This is a genomic window from Pseudomonas sp. LBUM1666 (assembly GCF_059695775.1).
In genome coordinates this window covers 2351833-2369003 of the sequence record NZ_CP166789.1, presented here as the reverse complement: position 1 = coordinate 2369003, position 17171 = coordinate 2351833, and the positions used below count along the sequence as shown (strand labels likewise).

Sequence of the window (17171 nt, the reverse complement as noted above, 5' to 3'; positions counted from 1 at the left end):
GGAACACTCTCTTGTTTTTATTGGGCTGGGCGGGCTGCTGATGCCTGGGACAACGCCTTTGGATCAAGGCCAACGAACGGCGCCTTGGCCCACACGACCTGGCCGCCCACGACCGTCAGCAGCACATCGTTGCGGGCCAACTCCTCCTCGGGCACCTGCATGAAGTTCTTGTCCAGAACGATCAGGTCCGCGAACTTGCCGACTTCGACCGAACCGACAACAGCGTCCAGTTTCAGTTGCTCGGCAGCGTTCATGGTGATGGTGCGCAGCACTTCAGTGCGCGACAGCGCCGGGTCGGCATTCAGCCTGCCCGCATATTTGGGGCCGTAGCTGTGCGGGTTCAGCGGATCGCCTGAGCGGGTGACACCGATCTTCAGCGCCAGGAACTCGTCGAGCGGGTCGACCGGCCAGTCGCTGCCATACGCCACACGGCCGCCGGCACGAGCGATGCTGCCGGAGGGTTCCATGCGGGCAAATCGCGCCGCCCCCAGATGCTCGTTGGTGCCGTCAACCGTGGACGGTGCCTGCTGGGCCCACTGGAAGGACATGTTGGCGGTCACGTCGAGCGCCTTGAAGCGCGCATAGTCGGTAGGGTCCACCGACTCGTTGTGAGTAATGGCCGGGCGGAAGCCATTGCCAGGCAGTTGCTGGCGCACGTATTCGATGCCGTTCAGTGAGTCACGCACCGCGCGGTCTCCGGTAGCGTGAAGGTGCGGATCGAGGCCGGCCTGAACGGCCTTCAGCAGCAGCGGGTTGAGCACTTGCGGTGGGAAGTAAAGCTCACCTGTGTTCTTGCCGGGTGTCCACTTCGGCGCCGTATCGGTGCCGGCATTGCGCAGGTACGGCGTCAACATTGCACCCGTGTCCGCCGGCGCGTTGATGATGCCGTCCATGAACAATTTGACGTGGCGCATGCTCACGCCCGGCGCAACTTTTGCTTCGCCCTGATCGTAGGTATCAGCCAGCGCCTTGGCTTCGGCGATGGTCTTTGCCGGGTCTGCCGTGGCGGCCGCAGGGTCGAGTTTGATCGCCAACAAGGCCCGGGCCGTCAGCTCACCCGACTGTTGCAGGGTGGTAAATGCTTTGCCGTTTTCCGGCCCCGATAAGGCATCGAAGAAACTGGTAATGCCTTGCTGGCGCATGGCGTCGAGTGCCGCGCGGGTCTGATTGAGTTTCTCTGCGTCGGTGGCGGGCGGCACCACAGCGGCCATGGCCTCGGCGGCTCCGTCTTCGCAGATGCCGTTCGGGTTGCCGGCGCTGTCGCGCATGTACTTGCCGTCACCGGGATTGGCCGTTTGCTTGTTGATGCCGGCGACCGCCAGGCCGCGAGAGTTGGTCAGCACCGTATGGAAGTCGGTGGAACGGACTTGAATTGGACGGTTGGTCTTGAGCGCGTCCAGCGTCGACTTGTCAGCGTCGCCGTCGAGGCCGGTCATGCCCATGCGGTCCCAGCTGCCCACTTCGAGCCAGACATCGGGGCCTTTGCCCTTGTCGGCATCCAGGCACGCCTGAATGGTCTCCTGGAAAACCTTGCGGGTCATCGTCTGGTATTTCAGGTCGCACAAAGTCATGGCGCGGCCGCCATCCCCCGGATGCATGTGCGCATCAACGAAGCCCGGCATCAGCATGCGGCCGGCCAGATCGATCAGCTGTGTCTGCGTGCCGATGTAGGAGGCAACCCCTTCATCGCTGCCGACATAAACGATCTTCCCGCCCGTGACCGCGATCGCCTGCTGCACGGAATTCTTGCCGTCGACGGTGTAGACATAGCCGTTGCGCATGACCATGTCGGCGCCTGTCGAAGCGTGTGTCTGACACCCCACCAGCGCCACACAGGAAAATGCCGTTGTCGCGGCAACGGCGATAAATAGCCTGGAAAATTTCAACTGCCTCACCTCTATTTTTATAGTTTTGGAAGTGGCCCGAACGGACGGTCGCAAGCCCCTGATATGCAGGGCATACCCTATAGAGCGCGGCGGTCGGATGGACCTCCACAAATGAGGAGGGGTAAGGCAATTAGTTGAAATACCGGGGCTTAATCGCGGCGCGTGGCCTCCGTAAGCGAGGTCGATGACCGCAGGACAGAACCCAGCTCCACTTTGCTCTTCACGCCGAGCTGCAAGTAGCAGTTGCGCAGATAGGTGCGCACTGTGGCCGGACTCAGTGCAAGGATTTTGGCAATTTCCTTATAGGAATGGCCGGCGGCGAACAGCATCGCCGCCGTGCGCTCGCGAGGTGCCAGCACCGCTCCGCGCGACTGTGTTTCGAGTGACAGGATGACGTGCTCGGCGTTGGGGCTAAGCGTCATTGCAGTGCGACCCAGGCGAATCACGCAGGGCGCCTTTTGCAGTTGTGCGATGACATCAAAGGGCAGCATTGAACCGCTCCACCCGGGCAACTCGCGCTGAATGGCGGCGCACAGACTTGCGCCGACGTACAGCAGACTGCCGTCCATCCGGGCGACCCCGAAGTCGGTCGCCCCGTTGCCCGTGTCGCAGCGAATCATGTCCTGCACCTGAAAGCGCCATAACTGCAACAGATGGTCGCAGAACGCCGAGAACAACCCGGCTTCGCTGTCATTGAAAGCCGGTGCATGAAGGCCTCGGTAGAGACAGACGAAGAACATCAAGCCGCTTTCGGGTAACTCGAAGGTGATGCACATCAGGTGGTAGAGGTCGTGACGCCGTGCGAAGTCGTTCACCTCCTCGCAGGGATCGGTGAACCCACTGTCGCGCACCACTTCCCCGGGTTGACTTAAGGTTTCCTGCGAAAATCTGTCGCTGACAGCCACTTTGTGCCATTCGACGGCAAACGACTCAGGCAGATTGATCCGCCCGTGCATCCAGCTTTGAGGAGGAGTACTGGCGTCTGACGTCGACATCTCGCCCCACCATGCCGCAGCGAAGGGCACCAGCGGGCGGAAGGCCTGCAAGCCGTCTGCGATGAATTGGGATGCCCCGCGGTCTCGAGCAAGCCGACCCAGGTGCAACACGCACCGATTGAACGCTGTCAGCGTGGACATCGATGCCTTGGCGCCGACCTCATCACCCTCCTCCATTGTTTTTATCCTGTTTACTACATGGCGTATTTTTTCGACGATGCCATAGGCGCGGTTATGGCGTCCAGCGAGCGCTGTCGTACGGTTTACTCCGGCTGTCTGCAAGAATGACCCAAATGCGCTAATTCCGCTGAACCGACCCAGGGGTAGGTACAACACCGTCTAATCTGAATGAACCACGACCACAAACATGCCTCTAGCCTCTTGATACAGGGGAGATGGGATGACCGGAAAAACAGCGCGCCAATGCTCGTCATGGGTCCTGCCCTCCCTGCTCGCCATCAACCTGGCGCTGGCAGCGGGATGTGCAGGCAAAGCTGCGACGGCTCGCTATTCGGCCTCAAGCATAGGCGACAGCTGCTATGCAAAAGCGCTACCCACTGCCGGCGAGGGCGGCTTGGCTTGGGGCTCCACCTTGAACATGGCTCGCAAAAAATCCCTGAATAACTGCATACGCTATGCCGGCCGATCCGGTGGCACGCCCGATACCTGCAAAGTGGTGTTGGCGGAGTGCAAAAATTAATCCGACAGGTCGTCTTCCTGACGTTGATCTGATTTTGGCTTGCTCGATACATATGGATAACCGTATATTCGGATAACCACATGTATTGAAGACGCCTCCATGCTGAACCCTGCCGCCGTGTTCAAATGCCTGTCCGACGAGACTCGCACGCGGGCCACCTTGCTGATCACCCGTGAGGGAGAGTTATGCGTCTGCGAACTGGTCTGCGCCCTGGACGACAGTCAGCCAAAAATCTCCCGCCACCTCGCACAGCTCCGGGCATGTGGCCTGCTTCTGGATCGCCGCCAGGGTCAGTGGGTGTATTACCGACTCAACCCCGAACTACCAAAGTGGGTTCGCACCATTCTTGAGACCACACTGGAAGCCAACGCCGACTGGCTTAAGGAAAACAGCGCTCGACTCAAAGCGATGGGCGACCGCCCTATCAACACTGCCGCCTGCTGCTGACCCATCACCCGTCGAGACTGCTCATGTTTACTGCGTTCACCATTTTTCTCGTGACCATTGTGTTGGTCATCTGGCAGCCCAAGGGCCTGGGTGTCGGCTGGAGCGCCTCCTTGGGGGCTGCTCTTGCACTGATTGCAGGCGTCGTGACGCTGGACGATATTCCACTGGTGTGGGGCATTGTCTGGAACGCCACCGCTACGTTTATCGCAGTCATCATCATTAGTTTGTTGCTTGATGAGGCAGGCTTCTTTCAGTGGGCAGCACTGCATGTGGCACGCTGGGCAAAGGGCGATGGTCGTCGCCTGTTCGCTTTCACGGTGCTACTGGGCGCAGCCGTTTCCGCCTTGTTTGCCAATGACGGTGCGGCACTGATACTGACCCCCATCGTTATTTCAATACTGCTCGCATTACGCTTTTCGCCCGCGTCTACCCTGGCGTTTGTCATGGCGGCAGGCTTCATTGCCGACACCGCCAGCCTGCCCCTGGTGGTGTCGAATCTCGTCAATATCGTTTCAGCCGACTACTTCGGCCTGGGATTCAGCGAGTACGCTTCGGTCATGGTCCCGGTCAATTTCGTTGCCGTGGGCTCCACTCTCGGGGTGCTGTATTGGTTTTTCCGTCGTGACATACCCGAACGCTATTCACTGGATGATCTACAAGATCCACGACGTGCCGTGCGAGACCCGCTGACCTTTCGCGTCGGCTGGATTGTTCTGGGTTTGTTGCTGATTGGGTTGTTTGCACTGGAGCCTCTGGGCATTCCGATCAGTGTCATTGCAGCTGTCTGTGCCGCGATGCTGTTCGCTGTTGCTGCACGTGGACACGTGATTTCAACCCGACGTGTGTTGCGTGAAGCGCCATGGCAGGTCGTGACCTTTTCGCTAGGCATGTACCTGGTGGTTTATGGGCTGAAAAACGCTGGCCTGACAACCTATCTGACAGTGGCGCTGAACTACTTTGCCGAATTCGGCATCTGGGGCGCCGCGTTGGGGACTGGTTTTCTCACTGCGTTGCTGTCATCCGGCATGAACAACATGCCGACGGTGTTGGTGGGTGCGCTGTCGATCCAGGCCAGTGACGCCACCGGCGTGGTGCGTGAGGCCATGATCTACGCCAATGTCATCGGCTCAGATCTGGGCCCGAAAATCACGCCTATCGGTAGCCTGGCAACACTGCTCTGGCTGCATGTTCTGGAGCGCAAGGGCATCCGCATCACTTGGGGTTACTACTTCAAGGTGGGAGTCGTTCTGACGCTGCCGATTCTGTTCATCACTTTATCTGCCCTGGCCTTGCGCCTGGGCGTTTAGCACTTGCCCGTCTGGAAAGAGGAGTCGCCATGCGCGTTCTGTTCATGTGTACCGCCAATAGCTGTCGCAGCATTCTGTCCGAAGCGATGTTCAATCATCTCGCACCGCAAGGCTTCCAGGCGATCAGCGCCGGCAGCTTCCCCAAAGGACAGGTTCTGCCGCGCAGCCTGACCACGTTGCAAGAGGCCGGGATTGCGATCGACGGGTTAAGCAGTAAAGGAAACGACGCCTTCGAGGCCAACCCGCCGGACATTGTCATCACCGTCTGCGACAAGGCCGCTGGTGAGGCCTGCCCGGTCTACTTCGGGCCGGCTTTGAAAGCCCATTGGGGATTGGAGGATCCATCAGACGTGAAGGGTGATGAGACGGTCGTCGCCGCTGCATTCCACTCGACGCTTGCGCGCATCGAAACACGCTGCCGGGCGTTCCTCGCCCTGCCCTTTGCCCAACTTGATCGCGATGCACTGAAGCGCGAACTCGACCGCATCAGCACACTGTAACGGGAGCCCCCATGACCCACTCACTGCCTAATCTCGACGTGTCATTGATTCAGCCCATTGCCAGTGACGACGGCCGACACAAGCCGCGAATCCTGTTGCTGTACGGGTCGACCCGCGCACGGTCATTCAGTCGGTTGCTGGTCGAAGAAGCAGCGCGGCTGCTCGAACACTTCGGTGCAGAGACGCGGATCTTCAATCCATCGGGACTACCGCTACCGGATGACGCACCCAACGATCACCCGAAAGTTCAGGAATTGCTTGAGCTGATGCAATGGTCTGAAGGACAGGTCTGGTGTTCACCCGAACGCCACGGCGCCATGTCGGCCGTATTCAAGGCGCAGATTGACTGGGTGCCGCTGGCCCTGGGCGCCGTTCGCCCGACTCAAGGGAAAACGCTCGCCGTCATGCAGGTCAGCGGCGGTTCCCAATCCTTTAACGTGGTGAATCAGCTTCGCGTGCTGGGACGCTGGATGCGGATGTTCACGATCCCTAATCAATCTTCCGTGCCGAAGGCTTATCTGGAGTTTGACGAAGGGAACCGCATGAAACCGTCCTCGCTCTATGACCGGGTGGTAGACGTCATGGAAGAACTGGTGAAATTCACGTTGCTGCTGCGCGAGCGCCCGGATCTGGTTGACCGCTACTCGGAACGCAAGGAGTCAGCGGAAGAACTGACTCAGCGTGTTAATCAACGCTCGATTTGAAAGCGGGGATGAAGCCAAAGCGATTCACTACACCAACCGCTCCGGGGGGCGCGCCAGTTGCCCGGACTGCCACGTCCCCCACGAATGGACACACAAAATCGCGCGCAAGGTGCAGGCTTCAAAGGAGGTGTGGGCAAGGCTCAAGGCCAACGACTCTCGCGAATGCCGTAATTGCCAGAACTTCGAGTTCATGGACATCACCCGCCAGAGCAAGCGCGCTTCTGCCATGCACTCAACTTCATTGGCCATCGGTGAGGCCACCTGTATCGACTGCCACAAGGGCATCGCTCACAAGCTGCCCGATATGAGCGGAGTGAAAGGCTGGTAAGGATTTTTCGATCCACCCGCACTTGTCCTATCCTTTTATCCAACCCACAACTCCGGCCACCGACATGCCCACCCCCGAATCCACCCTCCTGCAATGCTGGCACCACAACGCCCAATCCTGGATCGAAGCCATCCGCACCGGCGCCATCGAAAGCCGCCTCAAGGTCACCGACCAGGCAATCCTGCTGGCGGTGCTGGGCCGCCAGCCCGAGCGCGTGCTCGACCTTGGCTGCGGCGAGGGCTGGCTGTTGCGCGCACTGGCTGAACGGGGCATCAAAGCGGTCGGTGTGGATGGCGATGCGACGCTGGTCGAGGCAGCCCGGGCAGCGGGCTCTTCACCGGTGCATCTGGCGAGCTATGAAGAGTTGGTGGAGGCGAAGGTGGACATCGGCCGCGACTACGACCTGATCTGCGCCAACTTCGCCCTGTTGCACCAGGACATCATCCCTCTGCTCGCCGCCATGAACGCCCTGCTTGCCCCTGGCGGCACGCTGGTGATCCAGACGCTGCATCCGTGGACCGCAGCGGCGGGCGACTATCAGGATGGCTTGCGGGAAGAAACCTTTGCCGGGTTCAAGGGGCAGTGGCAACCCATGCCGTGGTACTTGCGCACCTTGTCCAGTTGGCTCAATGCGCTGGACATGGCCGGTTTTCAGCTGGCCGCCCTGCAGGAGCCGCAGCACCCGCAAAGTCCTGTGCCGCAGTCATTGCTGTTGGTGACCGAGCAGCGGGGTTCGCTACTCTTCAGTAATTCCCTTCCCGCACCAACCGCCTGACCTCAGCCTGTATGGCATAAGCCGGCGCCTCCACAGCATTGAAATCCTGTGTATACCGCTGGGCAAATCCTTCTACCCCCCATTCCTGATACTGCTGCACATGCTTTAATTCGTGAGCCCAAAGCGCGACGTCCTGTTCTGCGGCTTGAGCGTCCCGGAACAGGATGATGTCGATCAGCGTCACGGCACCGACGTCGGGGTTTTGCAGCATGGCCGTGGCGGTGCTGAATTGGCCGTTGTCGCTGACTTTGTAGCGCGCGATATCGAGGACGCTGGGGTCGTACCAGCGCAGCAGTTGCTCCCGGATGTGCGGTGGAATGGGTTGGATGCCGGCGCTGGCTGCTTCAGCGCGGGCTTGGGTCAGCCACAGCGCCAGGGCCGGTGCCGCGATCTGGTAGATGCCATCAGGCACTGGCAGGCAGATGCAGCCGTCCAGGCACACTTGTGTCTCGCCAGCTGGGCAGGCGTTGGTCTGGGCTGGCACTTCAAGAGTCAGGCAAAGAACAAACAGCGCCACCAGGCGCGTGGTAATGGGCAACATTGGGCGCTCCAGGGACGGACGCAGCGCGAACAGTGGGTCACAATTATCGACGATCCGCATGGCTTTAGCGTAGTTCCGAACCAGGCGCCCCAAAGATAATCGCAGGAAGCGACAGACCACTGTTTCCTGCGAATCCCCGCATTTAAGAGATACAGGCTCGAGTAACCCGTGAAGAACCAAAAAAAAACCCCGCACTTCAACCGAAGGCGGGGCTTTTGATCTGGCTGGCGTCACTTCACATCGGTTACATCGCGGTATGGAAAATCTGCTCGATCTCGTCCTGATTGGCAGGACGCGGATTGGTAAAGCCGCAGGCATCCTTCATGGCATTGGTTGCCAGGATCGGGATATCGTCGGCCTTGGCGCCCAGTTCGGCGAGGCCGCTCGGGATACCGACATCCGAAGACAGTTTACGGATGGCGGTGATGGCCGCGGCGGCGCCTTTTTCCGCATCCAGATGCTGGGTGTCGACACCCATTGCGTTCGCGATGTCTTTAAACCGGGCCGGGCATACGCTGGCGTTGAAGCTGGCGACATGGGGCAGCAGGATCGCATTACAGACACCGTGGGGCAGGTCGTAGAACCCACCCAGTTGGTGCGCCATGGCGTGGACATAGCCCAGCGAAGCATTGTTGAAGGCCATGCCGGCAAGAAATTGCGCGTAGGCCATATTTTCCCGGGCAGTCATGTCGTCACCCTGGGCAACGGCAGTGCGCAGGTTGGCCGAGATCAATTCCACGGCCTTGAGTGCACAGGCATCGGTGATCGGCGTTGCCGCAGTCGACACGTAGGCTTCGATAGCGTGGGTCAGCGCGTCCATGCCGGTGGCGGCGGTCAGGCCTTTGGGCATGCCTGCCATCAGCGAAGGATCGTTGACCGACAACAGTGGGGTGACGTTACGGTCGACGATGGCCATTTTCACGTGCCGGACTTCGTCGGTAATGATGCAGAAACGGGTCATTTCACTCGCCGTGCCAGCGGTGGTATTGATCGCGATCAACGGCATCTGTGGCTTGGCGGATTGATCCACGCCTTCGTAATCACTGATGTGCCCGCCGTTGGCGGCGCACAGGGCAATGCCCTTGGCGCAGTCATGAGGTGAACCGCCGCCCAGGGAAATAATGAAATCACAATCGCTGCGACCAAGCAGCTCAAGGCCTTTCTCGACATTGCTGACCGTCGGATTCGGTTTTGCGCCATCAAACAGGGTGGAGTTGATGTCCTGCTGGGCCAGAAGGCTGGCTACCTTGGCGGCCACGCCGGCTTTGGCCAGGCCTGCATCAGTGACGATCAAGGCTTTACGAAAACCATATTTGCGGATTGCGAGCATCGCTTCGTCGAGACTGCCAATGCCCATCATGTTCACGGATGGAATGAAGAAGGTGCTGCTCATGATAATTCCTCTTTTATTCTGGAAACCCGGAAATCAGGTGAGGTCTTCTACTCATATCGCAGGCTGTGAGGCGGGGCTGATTGTCATCAGTGACGAAGTTCAGCGGGAGACGTGCTGCATCAAGTGTTCAGGCGAACAGCGTTTTAAGATGCAGAGGTGAATGGGCCATCGCAGCCGGTATCTTTTGATCATGGGATTGAGCCTAAACCCATGACGCCAGACTGGAATGGTCCTTTAGCTTTCACTGGCACCTCCTTTAGTACTGGGAGGTAATGCGCAGGACACTCATAAACTCAACCGTGCACCAGGTAGCCTCCTGACGGAACCCGATATCGCAGCTTCTTGCATTTGCCGGGTTTGGGCTGATGCCCGGGCGGGCGATCAGGAAACCAGATTCGGCATTTACCCGGAGGCGGCCAATGGCCGCGGGGAATCTCAACCTCATCGTACGCCGGCTCTGGCTCGACGAAAGCCACTGGCAATTCTCCTTCGGGCCGTGGTCTGCCAGCTGTCGGCGAATCCGATACCCTCTCTGCCTTTGCGCTAGCGAAGTTGCCAGCGTTGGGTTGTTCAGCAGCGGCCATTTCTGCTTCGCGGCGCTTTTTGGCCTCCTCTTCGAGCCCCTTCTGTACTGCGACCAGGTCCTCTTTGGCGTTGGGTGAGGTACTCGAAGCCTTGGCCTGCTGCGCCGCCTGGATCAATTGGAGGTTGCGGTTGCGTAACTCGAGGTTGCGACCAACCCGCATGTTCGAGCGCGCCGCCAACGTTTCAGCCTGCTGGTACTGCCCCTGCTGAAGACGCAACACACCGAGGTAATGCAGCGTCGCGGGATTGTTCGGCTGGATATGCAGGGCACGCTCCAGCGTGGCAGCGGCTTGGTCCAACTGGCCATTTTCATACTGCCGCGAGGCAGTTTCGATTAGCGTGGTTGATGCGCTGTTACTTTGCGAGGGCGCACTTCGCTCGGCAGCAACCGAGCAAATCGACGCGACGGCGCAGAACGCCAGAAAGAGACCCGGCAGAAAACTCTTGGTTGGCATCAGGGGGCGGACTCGGATGATCTAGGACGGCACTGCCGTAAAACAGGCCACCAGCGCTGCTCGGCATCTCCGATACAGGGCCCCTATTGACCTGGCCAGTACCTTGAAGTTCCCGCTGCGACGGCCACTGCGGATGGCGTGGAATCCGCAGACTTCTCATGCTGATTGTCTGCGCCAGGTGCCGGGTGATGTGCCGAACTGGCGTTTGAATGCGCGACTGAACGCAGCTTCGGATTCATAGCCAACTGCAAAGCCGATTTGCGCCACATTACCGCGACCTTCGCGCAGATGTTGAGCCGCCACGTGCATACGCCAGAGTGTCAGGTATTGCATCGGTGGCTGTCCGACCAATGCCGTGAATCGCTCCGCGAATACCGAGCGCGACATGCCCACTTCAAGCGCCAGGGCTTCTGCCGTCCAGCCCTCGGTTGGACGAGCATGGAGCAGCGCCAGTGCGCGCCCGATATGCGGATCTCGCAAACCCGCCAGCCACCCTCGAGCCAAAAAGAGGGATGAATCCAGGCCTGGTCCCGCAGATCAACATTTCGCTCGGACGCGCACCTGGCGAGTCAGTGGTTAGATTCGATCCAGACTATCTTCGGCGCGACCGGCAGAAAACGGCCAAAAGCAGCCCTTCAATCCGTCTTTACAAAACCACATGAGAGTTTGCTGACCCACTCGGCGATGACAGAAATGGGCTACCTTGTTGTCTCGATTATTCATCGCTCAGGGAGAGCACCATGCCTTTAGAAATCCAGCTTTCGACAAATGTGACTGAAGCAGAAAGGTTAGGAATTTTGAACCCGCTGCTGGCCCATAACCTGGCCAACGGTGGGGACGATGCCCATGAAACATTTGCGCTGTTGCTACGAGACCCCGATAGCAATGAAGTCATTGGTGGACTGTATGGCAAGGCCTCTTATCGATGGCTACTAATCGATCTTGTCAGTGTTCCCGAGTCGATGCGTGGTCAGGGTATCGGAGAGCGGTTGATGCACATGGCGGAAGAAGTCGCAAAGAAAAAGCACTACATTGGTATTTGGCTGGAGACCTTCAGCTTTCAGGCACCGGGGTTTTATCAAAAACTTGGTTACTCCGAATTTGGACGCTTGGCAGATTATCCGCCGGGACATACCCGGCTCTATTACCAGAAACGGCTGTGCTGACAGCTTATTGTGCCGATTACTCCACTTTATGCTTGGATGCATCGGTCATTTGGCGCTCGTCTTCAATGTCCACTTTGGGCCCAGGCTGTGTGAAAACACCTGCAATTGTCTAATCTTCTGATCGTCGAGATCGTAGCGGGGGCGATCATGAAGCGATTCATTGAAGGTGAGGCTCGGACGCAAGTCACCTTGCTGCCGGAGTGTCTGGACGATTACGTAACCGAAGAAAATCCAGTCCGAGTGGTCGACGTTTTCGTCGATGAACTCGACCTGGGTGCACTTGGGTTTGAAGGTGTTGATCCTGCTGCAACGGGTCGTCCGGCCTACCACCCAGCGGTGTTGCTGAAGATCTATATCTACGGCTACCTCAATCGGATTCAGTCCAGCCGCCGGCTTGAGCGTGAGGCCGAGCGCAACGTCGAGTTGATGTGGCTAACGGGGCGTTTGGCTCCGGACTTCAAAACCATTGCCGACTTTCGCAAAGACAACGGCAAAGCCATTCGCAACGTATGCCGCCAGTTCGTAGTTCTTTGCCGCAACCTCAATCTCTTCTCTCAGTCGATCATCGCCATCGACGGCAGCAAATTCAAAGCCGTCAATAATCGCGACCGCAACTTCACTCAGGGCAAGGTGAAGGCACGCATGCAGCAGATCGAGCAGAGCATTGATCGCTATCTGGCGGCGATGGATTCGGCGGATCGGGCAACGCCCGAAGTGGCCGAGGCCAAAGCAGAGCGGCTTAAAGAAAAGATAGAAACACTGAAAAAGCAGATGCAGAAACTCAAGGAAATCGAGGCACAGCTCCACGAAAGTCCAGACCAGCAGATTTCCCTCACAGACCCAGATGCACGCTCAATGGCCACGAGCGGTCGAGGCACCGGGACGGTTGGCTACAACGTGCAAACCGCTGTCGACGACAAACACCATTTGATCATTGCCCATGAGGTGACCAACGTTGGCAATGATCGCGGGCAGCTGAGCAATATGGCGAACCAAGCGCGTGAAGAAATTGGAGCTGAATCGCTAACGGTGGTGGCTGATCGAGGCTATTACAAAGGTCTGGAAATCCTTGCTTGCGAGCAAGCCGGCATCACTGCCTTCGTACCGAAACCCCTCACATCTGGCAGCAAAGCGGAAGGCAGATTTGGCAAGCAGGATTTCATCTATCTTGCGGCGTCGGACGAGTATCGATGCCCTGCGGGGCAGTTACTAACCAGGCGACATTCGTCGACGGAAGACGGCATGTTATTGCATTGTTATTACTTCTCAGGCTGCCAGTCCTGCTCAATGCAAAAGCAATGTACGACGGGTAAGGAGCGTCGGGTGAAGCGCTGGGAACATGAAGCGGTAGTCGACGCGATGCAGGTTCGGCTGGAGCATGACCCGGGGAAGATGAAGGTTCGCCGCCAGACTGTTGAGCATCCTTTTGGAACGCTCAAATATTGGATGGGAGCCACCCACTTCCTGACCAAAACACTTCCGCGAGTAAGTACCGAAATGAGCCTTCATGTGCTCGCCTACAACCTCAAACGAATGATGAGCATCTTTGGCATCGCAGGACTGCTTGAGGCGATCAGGGCGTGAATCCAGCCGCTTGGCTCGCCCGTTAGTAGCCGTTTGGGCCGCTGACGCGGCCCAAACGGCATTAGGAACGTCTATGTAGCTGACTAAGGTAATTCGCGCTTCCGCCCGCTGATTTCACAGGCAATCCTCGCGCCTCTCAGTTTTCGACGTATTTAGCGCGTTTTCACACAGCCTGGGTCGATGGCTGCCCCTGGTGACAGGCTGAAATCGGCATGAGCGGCCAGGCGCAGTAGACTCGAGCAAAACGAATCGAGTAGTGTTTAAGCTGATTTTGCTCGTGTATCTGCGGGAGTAACCGTAGCGTTCCAGCCATGGTGTAAGCTCCTTTACGTGGCCATCGGCTCCCCTGCAAAACCCAGACTAGACAGGAAACAAGGAATGTTATCCATCAAGTCCACGAAAGTACTTTTCCCCATTCAGGGCCTGTTCGTCGTTATACCGGATCTAAAAACATGAAACTCAAGCATCTAAAGATAGTTTTAATTTCACTTTCAGCAATTACTCACAACGTGTCAGCGGATCAAAAAGGCTTGAATCTTGAACCGCTTGCGATGGCTAACACAAGCTGTGCTGCATTTTATGTTGCAGCACAAGTATTGATCAAGCCAGAAGCCAAGAAAGAGTATGAATCTAAATTCGGCACACATTACGCTCTATCACACCAATTCAGTTCTTCATATGAAACGCTAGCAGAGAACTTGAACAAAGAAATCCAACGCCAAGCCACTGATGCTTCATCTTTAAAAGAGAAAGCGCAGATTGTAGACTTCCTATCCAAAAATCTAATTAAGTGCAGCGCAATCGAAATCCAATCCACTGCAATAATTAAAAATAACACCACTTACCTAAAATAATTCACTGAATAACTCCTCAACCACAACAACTCTATGAGTCGCTCCCATTTTCGTAGACGAATCGAATGGCCTTTTCTGGGCAAGATCGGCAGGGTAACCACCGTCTGCTTCGGGTCCAGGCTGTGTGAAAACACACTGGTTACGCTGAAGTCTGGGAGTTGCTTGGGTTGCTAACGCCATTGATAGGAGGCTCCCTTGACCAGTTGCCGTCGGGCCTTGGCAGAAAGCCAAGGAAAACCTAACTCAAGACGAGCATCTACGAGCGAGCAACCATCAGCAAAGTCTTTGCTCAGTAGCCAGCTTGAGCCGTCAATTGCTGTAGCCCATACGCTTTGCTGCTTTTCACGGGCATTTATATCCAGAGAAGGTGACGTTGATAAAGCCTCATAAAAACTCCAAGGCTGTTCCCATCTATCGAATTTTTCTATCTCTGAAACTAGTATGCGATACGGGCCCATTTAGGTACCTAATGACTTGATTACGCGGGAGCCACAGGGTGGCATTCCGTCGAACGGCGCTAATTAATCGAGTACTTGGTCAGGCATTTAACGAGCGCCTTTTTGTCACCCGAAATATCAGCGTTATCACTCGATTGCAGCAGTGCAAATTGAGTTCTGCTGCTGGCTGCAATCGCTCCTGACTGTGTGAAAGCGCCTGTGATTGTCTAACCTTGTGATCGTCGAGATCGTATCGGGGACGATCATGAAACGATTCATTGAAGGTGAGGCACGCACTCAAGTCACGTTGCTGCCCGAGTGCTTGGATGATTACATAGCTGAAGAAAACTCAGTGAGAGTGGTCGACGTTTTTGTCGATGAACTCGATATGGGAGCACTTGGGTTTGAAGGTATCGATCCTGCTGCAACGGGCCGTCCGGCCTACCATCCTGCGATCTTGCTGAAGATCTACATCTACGGCTATCTCAATCGGATTCAGTCCAGCCGCCGGCTTGAGCGTGAGGCCCAGCGTAACGTCGAGTTGATGTGGCTGACGGGCCGCTTGGCTCCAGATTTCAAAACCATTGCCGACTTTCGCAAAGACAACGGCAAAGCCATTCGCAGCGTCTGCCGACAATTCGTAGTGCTTTGCCGCAACCTCAATCTCTTCTCCCAATCGATCATCGCCATCGACGGCAGCAAATTCAAAGCCGTCAACAACCGCGACCGTAACTTCACCCAGGGCAAAGTGAAGGCGCGCATGCAACAGATCGAGCAGAGCATTGACCGTTATCTTGCGGCGATGGATTCGGCGGATCGGGCAACGCCAGAAGTGGCCGAGGCCAAGGCCGAGCGACTGAAAGAAAAAATCGAAACGCTGAAACAGCAGATGCAGAAACTCAAGGAAATCGAGGCGCAGCTCCACGAAAGTCCAGACCAGCAGATCTCCCTCACAGACCCAGATGCACGCTCAATGGCCACGAGCGGCCGAGGCACCGGAACGGTTGGTTACAACGTACAAACAGCTGTCGACGACAAACACCATCTGATCATTTCCCATGAGGTGACCAACGTTGGTAATGATCGTGGGCAACTGAGCAATATGGCGCACCAAGCGCGTGAAGAAATCAGGGCCGAATCGCTAACGGTGGTGGATGACCGAGGCTATTACAAAGGTCTGGAAATCCTTGCATGCGAGCAAACCGGCATCACTACCTTCGTACCGAAACCCCTGACATCTGGCAGCAAAGCCGAAGGCCGATTTGGTAAGCAGGACTTCATCTATCTTGCGGCGTCGGACGAGTATCGATGCCCTGCGGGACAGTTACTGACCCGGCGGCATTCGTCGATGGAAGACGGCATGTTATTGCATTGTTACTACTTCTCGGGTTGCCAGTCCTGTGCAATGCAAAAGCAATGTACGACGGGTAAGGAGCGCCGTGTGAAGCGCTGGGAACATGAGGCGGTAATCGACGCGATGCAGGTACGGCTGGAAAATGATCCAACGATGATGAGGCGTCGCCGACAGACCGTTGAACATCCTTTTGGAACGCTCAAATACTGGATGGGAAGTACCCACTTCCTGACCAAAACCCTACCAAGGGTAAGCACCGAGATGAGCCTTCATGTGCTCGCCTACAACCTCAAACGAATGATGAGCATCTTCGGCATCGCAGGACTGCTTGAAGCGATGAGGGCGTGAATCCAGCCGCTTGATCGTCCGTGAGTGGCTGTTTGGGCCGCTGACGCGGCCCAAACGGCAATACGAACGTCTATGCAACTGATCAAGGCAATTCGCGCTTCCGTCCGCTCCTTCCACAGGCAACCTTCGCAACTTTCAGTTTTCTACGTATTTAGTGCGTTTTCACACAGCCTGGGTCGATTGCTGCCCTTCGCAACCGGTAGCTATCGGCCAGAAGGGACATCGAGATAGCAAACCTCAAAGAAGGCCGAACACTGAGGCCGTTGGCTATTTATGCAGCGGCGCCCTAGAACTTTTCCCTTTTTATCTGTCTATGTGGATAGGCACATCCGCTCGGTAAGCGCGAACCCGCAGGCGTCCCGCAGCCAGATGGCCACACGTCCAATTGTCAATCAGAGGTTGTCTTCGCTCATGAAATTCCATGACCCACGGATGGTGCTCTTCGGCCTGTTCGCGTTCGCGGCAGTGGGCTCGGCATCAGCAACACAGATGAAGACCTCAACCCCTGTTTTCGCAACTGAAGTCGCAGCCGTTCAGGCTCCTGTCCAGGCCGCCGGCAACCCTTGGCCGACCTTGGCCAATATGGCCGGCAAGCAGCCAGGGCCGTTGCTTGCCCATGACGACCGGTACTGGCATGACGGCCGTTGGCACGATCGTAGAGACGATTGGCGCCGAGACGACTGGCGTAGAGATAAGTGGCGTAGAGAGCAAGCCCGCCGAGAAGCTGAACGCCGTCGTGATTGGGAGCGCCATCAAGATCGGGCCATGCGGCACCGCTACGAGGACGATCACCGCTACTATCGTCGCTAGTG

The 17171-nt window shown here is 57.1% G+C and carries 17 protein-coding genes and 2 pseudogenes; 12 read left to right on the top strand and 7 right to left on the bottom strand.

What is annotated here, in order from left to right; genetic code table 11:
• Positions 1 to 17 precede the first annotated feature (17 nt).
• The gene (locus ACA056_RS10685) at positions 18 to 1886 is read right to left on the bottom strand and encodes an amidohydrolase (protein ID WP_497272540.1); all 1869 of its coding nucleotides are present in this window, start codon (positions 1884 to 1886) and stop codon (positions 18 to 20) included.
• A gap of 149 nt (positions 1887 to 2035) precedes the next feature.
• Positions 2036 to 3058 carry a helix-turn-helix transcriptional regulator gene (locus tag ACA056_RS10680; RefSeq protein ID WP_497272538.1) on the bottom strand — a complete coding sequence of 341 codons (1023 nt, stop codon included), beginning with the start codon at positions 3056 to 3058 and terminating at the stop codon, positions 2036 to 2038.
• A gap of 223 nt (positions 3059 to 3281) precedes the next feature.
• Between ACA056_RS10680 and ACA056_RS10675 the strand changes: the two genes are divergently transcribed.
• The 7 genes and pseudogenes from ACA056_RS10675 to ACA056_RS10645 all read left to right on the top strand — a co-directional run bounded on the left by ACA056_RS10675 (position 3282) and on the right by ACA056_RS10645 (position 7642).
• Positions 3282 to 3581 carry a hypothetical protein gene (locus ACA056_RS10675; RefSeq protein WP_497272536.1) on the top strand — a complete coding sequence of 100 codons (300 nt, stop codon included), beginning with the start codon at positions 3282 to 3284 and terminating at the stop codon, positions 3579 to 3581.
• 99 nt (positions 3582 to 3680) lie between these two features.
• The gene (locus tag ACA056_RS10670) at positions 3681 to 4028 is read left to right on the top strand and encodes a metalloregulator ArsR/SmtB family transcription factor (RefSeq protein WP_497272534.1); all 348 of its coding nucleotides are present in this window, start codon (positions 3681 to 3683) and stop codon (positions 4026 to 4028) included.
• Positions 4029 to 4051: 23 nt separating this feature from the next.
• Positions 4052 to 5335: an arsenic transporter gene (locus ACA056_RS10665; RefSeq protein ID WP_497272532.1), complete on the top strand. Its 1284-nt coding sequence runs from the start codon at positions 4052 to 4054 to the stop codon at positions 5333 to 5335.
• Positions 5336 to 5364: 29 nt separating this feature from the next.
• Positions 5365 to 5835, top strand: coding sequence for an arsenate reductase ArsC (locus tag ACA056_RS10660; protein ID WP_134422558.1), 471 nt, complete (start codon positions 5365 to 5367; stop codon positions 5833 to 5835).
• Positions 5836 to 5846: 11 nt separating this feature from the next.
• Complete coding sequence (gene arsH / locus ACA056_RS10655) at positions 5847 to 6539, top strand: arsenical resistance protein ArsH (protein WP_497272529.1); 693 nt, start codon at positions 5847 to 5849, stop codon at positions 6537 to 6539.
• Between the two features lie 22 nt (positions 6540 to 6561).
• Positions 6562 to 6867: pseudogene (locus tag ACA056_RS10650) on the top strand (NapC/NirT family cytochrome c); the annotation flags it as partial.
• 64 nt (positions 6868 to 6931) lie between these two features.
• Positions 6932 to 7642 (top strand): class I SAM-dependent methyltransferase, encoded by a 711-nt coding sequence (locus ACA056_RS10645; RefSeq protein ID WP_497272527.1) that lies wholly within the window; start codon positions 6932 to 6934, stop codon positions 7640 to 7642.
• On the opposite strand, the gene ACA056_RS10640 is transcribed toward ACA056_RS10645, so the two are convergent.
• The 4 genes and pseudogenes from ACA056_RS10640 to ACA056_RS10625 form a co-directional block, all read right to left on the bottom strand.
• Positions 7611 to 8183 carry an eCIS core domain-containing protein gene (locus ACA056_RS10640; RefSeq protein WP_497272525.1) on the bottom strand — a complete coding sequence of 191 codons (573 nt, stop codon included), beginning with the start codon at positions 8181 to 8183 and terminating at the stop codon, positions 7611 to 7613. The genes ACA056_RS10645 and ACA056_RS10640 overlap by 32 nt on opposite strands.
• Before the next feature lie 244 nt (positions 8184 to 8427).
• On the bottom strand, positions 8428 to 9576 hold the full coding sequence (gene yiaY, locus ACA056_RS10635) for an L-threonine dehydrogenase (protein ID WP_140679976.1): 1149 nt from the start codon (positions 9574 to 9576) through the stop codon (positions 8428 to 8430).
• 293 nt (positions 9577 to 9869) lie between these two features.
• Positions 9870 to 10616, bottom strand: a complete 747-nt coding sequence (locus ACA056_RS10630) for a tetratricopeptide repeat protein (RefSeq protein ID WP_497272523.1) — start codon at positions 10614 to 10616, stop codon at positions 9870 to 9872.
• A gap of 156 nt (positions 10617 to 10772) precedes the next feature.
• Positions 10773 to 11114 (bottom strand): annotated as a pseudogene (locus ACA056_RS10625) (helix-turn-helix transcriptional regulator); the annotation flags it as partial.
• A gap of 242 nt (positions 11115 to 11356) precedes the next feature.
• Between ACA056_RS10625 and ACA056_RS10620 the strand changes: the two are divergent.
• The 3 genes from ACA056_RS10620 (at position 11357) to ACA056_RS10610 (ending at position 14220) form a co-directional block, all read left to right on the top strand.
• Positions 11357 to 11782: a GNAT family N-acetyltransferase gene (locus ACA056_RS10620; protein WP_497272521.1), complete on the top strand. Its 426-nt coding sequence runs from the start codon at positions 11357 to 11359 to the stop codon at positions 11780 to 11782.
• A 147-nt stretch (positions 11783 to 11929) separates the two neighbouring features.
• Positions 11930 to 13366 (top strand): IS1182 family transposase, encoded by a 1437-nt coding sequence (locus ACA056_RS10615; RefSeq protein ID WP_497266342.1) that lies wholly within the window; start codon positions 11930 to 11932, stop codon positions 13364 to 13366.
• Between the two features lie 452 nt (positions 13367 to 13818).
• Positions 13819 to 14220 carry a hypothetical protein gene (locus tag ACA056_RS10610; protein ID WP_497272520.1) on the top strand — a complete coding sequence of 134 codons (402 nt, stop codon included), beginning with the start codon at positions 13819 to 13821 and terminating at the stop codon, positions 14218 to 14220.
• A 170-nt stretch (positions 14221 to 14390) separates the two neighbouring features.
• Here ACA056_RS10610 and ACA056_RS10605 read toward each other — a convergent pair whose 3' ends face one another.
• On the bottom strand, positions 14391 to 14678 hold the full coding sequence (locus ACA056_RS10605) for a hypothetical protein (RefSeq protein ID WP_497272518.1): 288 nt from the start codon (positions 14676 to 14678) through the stop codon (positions 14391 to 14393).
• A gap of 244 nt (positions 14679 to 14922) precedes the next feature.
• Between ACA056_RS10605 and ACA056_RS10600 the strand changes: the two genes are divergently transcribed.
• Positions 14923 to 16359 (top strand): IS1182 family transposase, encoded by a 1437-nt coding sequence (locus ACA056_RS10600; RefSeq protein ID WP_497272516.1) that lies wholly within the window; start codon positions 14923 to 14925, stop codon positions 16357 to 16359.
• 411 nt (positions 16360 to 16770) lie between these two features.
• A complete protein-coding gene (locus ACA056_RS10595; protein WP_497272514.1) occupies positions 16771 to 17169 on the top strand; it encodes a hypothetical protein in 399 nt (132 codons plus the stop codon).
• Positions 17170 to 17171: the final 2 nt, after the last annotated feature.

Excerpts from the sequence above, each read along its gene's own strand:
- ACA056_RS10680 (WP_497272538.1), bottom strand. The coding sequence starts at position 3,058 with ATGGAGGAGGGTGATGAGGTCGGCGCCAAGGCATCGATGTCCACGCTG.
- ACA056_RS10675 (WP_497272536.1), top strand. The coding sequence starts at position 3,282 with ATGACCGGAAAAACAGCGCGCCAATGCTCGTCATGGGTCCTGCCCTCC.
- ACA056_RS10670 (WP_497272534.1), top strand. The coding sequence starts at position 3,681 with ATGCTGAACCCTGCCGCCGTGTTCAAATGCCTGTCCGACGAGACTCGC.
- ACA056_RS10665 (WP_497272532.1), top strand. The coding sequence starts at position 4,052 with ATGTTTACTGCGTTCACCATTTTTCTCGTGACCATTGTGTTGGTCATC.
- ACA056_RS10660 (WP_134422558.1), top strand. The coding sequence starts at position 5,365 with ATGCGCGTTCTGTTCATGTGTACCGCCAATAGCTGTCGCAGCATTCTG.
- arsH (WP_497272529.1), top strand. The coding sequence starts at position 5,847 with ATGACCCACTCACTGCCTAATCTCGACGTGTCATTGATTCAGCCCATT.
- ACA056_RS10645 (WP_497272527.1), top strand. The coding sequence starts at position 6,932 with ATGCCCACCCCCGAATCCACCCTCCTGCAATGCTGGCACCACAACGCC.
- ACA056_RS10640 (WP_497272525.1), bottom strand. The coding sequence starts at position 8,183 with ATGTTGCCCATTACCACGCGCCTGGTGGCGCTGTTTGTTCTTTGCCTG.
- yiaY (WP_140679976.1), bottom strand. The coding sequence starts at position 9,576 with ATGAGCAGCACCTTCTTCATTCCATCCGTGAACATGATGGGCATTGGC.
- ACA056_RS10630 (WP_497272523.1), bottom strand. The coding sequence starts at position 10,616 with ATGCCAACCAAGAGTTTTCTGCCGGGTCTCTTTCTGGCGTTCTGCGCC.
- ACA056_RS10620 (WP_497272521.1), top strand. The coding sequence starts at position 11,357 with ATGCCTTTAGAAATCCAGCTTTCGACAAATGTGACTGAAGCAGAAAGG.
- ACA056_RS10615 (WP_497266342.1), top strand. The coding sequence starts at position 11,930 with ATGAAGCGATTCATTGAAGGTGAGGCTCGGACGCAAGTCACCTTGCTG.
- ACA056_RS10610 (WP_497272520.1), top strand. The coding sequence starts at position 13,819 with ATGAAACTCAAGCATCTAAAGATAGTTTTAATTTCACTTTCAGCAATT.
- ACA056_RS10605 (WP_497272518.1), bottom strand. The coding sequence starts at position 14,678 with ATGGGCCCGTATCGCATACTAGTTTCAGAGATAGAAAAATTCGATAGA.
- ACA056_RS10600 (WP_497272516.1), top strand. The coding sequence starts at position 14,923 with ATGAAACGATTCATTGAAGGTGAGGCACGCACTCAAGTCACGTTGCTG.
- ACA056_RS10595 (WP_497272514.1), top strand. The coding sequence starts at position 16,771 with ATGAAATTCCATGACCCACGGATGGTGCTCTTCGGCCTGTTCGCGTTC.